The organism is Streptomyces laculatispora, assembly GCF_017353455.1.
Taxonomy (GTDB): domain Bacteria; phylum Actinomycetota; class Actinomycetes; order Streptomycetales; family Streptomycetaceae; genus Streptomyces; species Streptomyces laculatispora.
The window spans coordinates 1-3081 of sequence record NZ_JAFMPZ010000565.1; the positions used below are offsets into that span (position 1 = coordinate 1).

Annotated in this window: 3 protein-coding genes and 2 pseudogenes; 3 read left to right on the forward strand and 2 right to left on the reverse strand. The window is 71.9% G+C overall.

All coding sequences use genetic code 11. The features are described from left to right. Positions 1-232 (reverse strand): DNA-processing protein DprA (locus J1C73_RS36155; protein ID WP_372446756.1); only part of this gene is annotated, 232 nt, incomplete at its 3' end. Between J1C73_RS36155 and J1C73_RS30070 the strand changes: the two are divergent. The 3 genes and pseudogenes from J1C73_RS30070 to J1C73_RS30080 all read left to right on the forward strand — a co-directional run. Beyond that, positions 132-728 (forward strand): annotated as a pseudogene (locus J1C73_RS30070) (DNA-processing protein DprA); the annotation flags it as partial. The gene J1C73_RS36155 and the pseudogene J1C73_RS30070 overlap by 101 nt on opposite strands. A gap of 290 nt (positions 729-1018) precedes the next feature. Further along, positions 1019-1855: an RNA polymerase sigma factor WhiG gene (gene whiG / locus J1C73_RS30075; protein ID WP_207319145.1), complete on the forward strand. Its 837-nt coding sequence runs from the start codon at positions 1019-1021 to the stop codon at positions 1853-1855. A 130-nt stretch (positions 1856-1985) separates the two neighbouring features. Next, complete coding sequence (locus tag J1C73_RS30080; protein WP_124286075.1) at positions 1986-2561, forward strand: TetR/AcrR family transcriptional regulator; 576 nt, start codon at positions 1986-1988, stop codon at positions 2559-2561. On the opposite strand, the pseudogene J1C73_RS30085 reads toward J1C73_RS30080, so the two are convergent. Continuing rightward, a pseudogene (locus tag J1C73_RS30085) lies at positions 2470-3081 on the reverse strand (peptidoglycan DD-metalloendopeptidase family protein); the annotation flags it as partial. The gene J1C73_RS30080 and the pseudogene J1C73_RS30085 overlap by 92 nt on opposite strands.

The following is a 3081-nucleotide window of genomic DNA, read 5'->3' on the forward strand; positions in this document are numbered from 1 at the left end:
GTTCGGCATGTCCGCGGGGGTACACGACGTCCACCCCGCAGGCCAGCACCGCCGCCGTCGCCCCACCGGCGGCGAGAGCGCCCCGGTGAGCGGCCCCGTCGACCCCGAACGCCGCACCCGAGACGACCACCCACCCCCGCGGACATGCCGAACTGATCGGACGCATCGTCGAACAGGGGCTCGTCATCAGTGAACTGCCGCCGGGCGAACATCCCACCCGCAGCCGGTTCATCCTCCGGAACAGGGTGATCGCCGCGTTGACGAGAGGAACCGTCGTGGTCGAGGCCGAATACCGCAGCGGTTCACTGGTGACGGCGCGTTGCGCCCAGCGGCTCGGCCGCTTCACCATGGGCGTTCCGGGGCCCGTCACCAGTGGTCTGTCGGCAGGCGTCCATGAACTCCTGCGGGGAGAGGGCGTACTGGTGACGGATGCGGCGGAAGTCGCCGAACTGGTGGGTGACATGGGAGAACTCGCCCCGCCCCGACGCGGTCCGGTGCTTCCACGCGACCTTCTGGACGCCGGCTGCACCCGGGTTCTCGACGCGCTGCCGGCCCGTGGCGCCGCCGACGGACGCGAGGTGGCCCGAACCGCGGGAACGGGCGCCGACGAGGCGCTCGCCAGGCTGTACGAACTGCACTCACTGGGGTTCGTCGAACGTCATGGCGATGGATGGCAGTTGACGCGACGGCCGACTTGCAATGACGACGCGCGGCGAGGCGGTACTTGACCTGGAGCATTCGGGTGAAAAGGTGATGCCGATGACCTCGGCGGATCGTTCGGCAACGCCTCCGGGGCCGGCGCGCGACGCGTCGGTCCCGGACGCCAGTCATGTCCTCGTCCGCATACGCGGCCGTGTCCGGCGCCGCGACCGGTGTCGCGTCCGTTCCCCCGGTAGCGCACGGCGCCGATCCCATATCCTGCGCGCACCGCGACACTTCAGTCACGCTACGCTCACAAGGATCCCGCCCCAGACGCACATCTCCCAGCACTTCACAGCAGAACGGCTCAAGGCACCACATGCCCCAGCACACCTCCGGGTCTGACCGCGCGGCAGTACCACCGGCTGCGCGTGGCACTGTGCGCCCTCCCGCCCCCTCCTCGCTCGACGAGTTGTGGCGTTCGTACAAGACCACGGGCGACGAGCGGCTGCGGGAGCAGCTGATCCTGCACTACTCGCCCCTGGTGAAGTACGTCGCCGGCCGGGTGAGCGTGGGCCTGCCGTCCAACGTCGAGCAGGCGGACTTCGTCTCCTCGGGGGTCTTCGGGCTGATCGACGCGATCGAGAAGTTCGACATCGAGCGTGCGATCAAGTTCGAGACGTACGCGATCACCCGCATCCGGGGCGCGATGATCGACGAACTCCGGGCGCTGGACTGGATCCCCCGCTCCGTGCGCCAGAAGGCGCGGGCGGTCGAACGCGCCTACGCGACACTGGAGGCGCGGCTGCGGCGTACCCCGTCGGAGGCGGAGGTCGCCGCGGAGATGGAGATCGCGCTGGAGGAACTGCACGCGGTTTTCAGCCAGTTGTCGCTGGCCAATGTGGTCGCGCTGGAGGAGCTGCTCCACGTGGGCGGCGAGGGCGGCGGCCGGCTGAGCCTGATGGACACGCTGGAGGACACCGCCGCCGACAACCCGGTGGAAGTGGCCGAGGGCCGTGAGCTCAGGAGGCTGCTGGCCCGGGCGATCAACACTCTCCCGGACCGCGAGAAGACGGTCGTCACGCTCTACTACTACGAGGGCCTCACCCTCGCCGAGATCGGTAACGTCCTCGGGGTCACCGAGAGCAGAGTCAGCCAGATCCATACCAAGTCAGTGCTGCAGCTGCGCGCGAAACTGGCCGACGCCGGGCGCTGAGAGCAGCACTGGAGAACACCTCCGGGGACGCCCTGCCGGGTCTGCTCCGGCCACTGATCGGGGCCGCCCGCCCCCTCCCGGGCACCGGTCGCCGTAGAGTGGACGCGTGCCCAGGATTCGAGCGGCCTCTGTGGCCGAGCACCGGACCATGCAGCGCGGCGCCCTCCTGGACGCAGCGCGTTCCCTGCTGTCCGAGGGAGGCACGGAGGCATTGACCTTCCCCGCCCTCGCCGAGCGCACGGGCCTCGCCCGGTCCTCCGTCTACGAGTACTTCCGGTCCCGCGCAGCCGTCGTGGAAGAGCTCTGCGCCGTCGACTTCCCCGTCTGGGCGGCCGAGGTGGAGAACGCGATGGAGCGGGCGCAGACGCCGGAGGAGAAGATCGAGGCGTACGTACGACGGCAGCTCGATCTCGTGGGGGACCGGCGCCACCGAGCCGTCGTCGCGATCTCCGCGAGCGAGCTGGACGCGGGCGCCCGGGAGAAGATCCGCGCCGCCCATGGCGGGCTGATCGCCATGATCGTGGAGGCGCTCGGCGACCTCGGCCACGAGCAGCCCCGGCTGGCGGCCATGCTGCTGCAGGGCTCCGTGGACGCGGCGGTGCGACGTATCGAACTCAGCGTGGCGGAGCAGCCGGACGTGATCGCGGACACCGCCGTCGCCATGATCCTGTGCGGCGTCCGGGGCGCCGCCGGCGGGCAGGGCTGACACCGGCGCGTCACGGCGGCGCCCGTCAGCGGCGCGGGGGCGGCCGGTCCGCTGTCCGGCCGCAGCGACGGATCCCCGCTCGGTGCCGGTGCCGGTTCGGGCACGCCGGTCACCGGCAGCAGCCGGGACGGTCCGCGCCGCAGCAGCGAGGGCGGCAGCAGCGACAGCGGGTCCAGATACGCCGCCGCGCGCCGCAGCCCCCAGTGCAGACAGCCGGACGCGCAGTGGAACGGCCCCGTCGCCATGACCGCCACCACCTGCCCCGCAGTGACCTCGTCGCCCTTCGCGACCAGTGGGCGCACCGGCTCGTACGTGGTCCGCAGCGGTGGATCGCCCGTCCCCGTGAGCTCGATCGCCAGCACCCCTCGCCCCGCGACGCCGCCCGCGAACGAGACCCGGCCGGAAGCGGCCGCGAGCACCGCCGTTCCCGGTCCGGCGGCGAGGTCCACCCCGCGGTGCCCCCGCCCGTACTCCACGGCGGGCGGCTCCCACCCCCGTCCGCCCACGCGCCGCCCCGCCA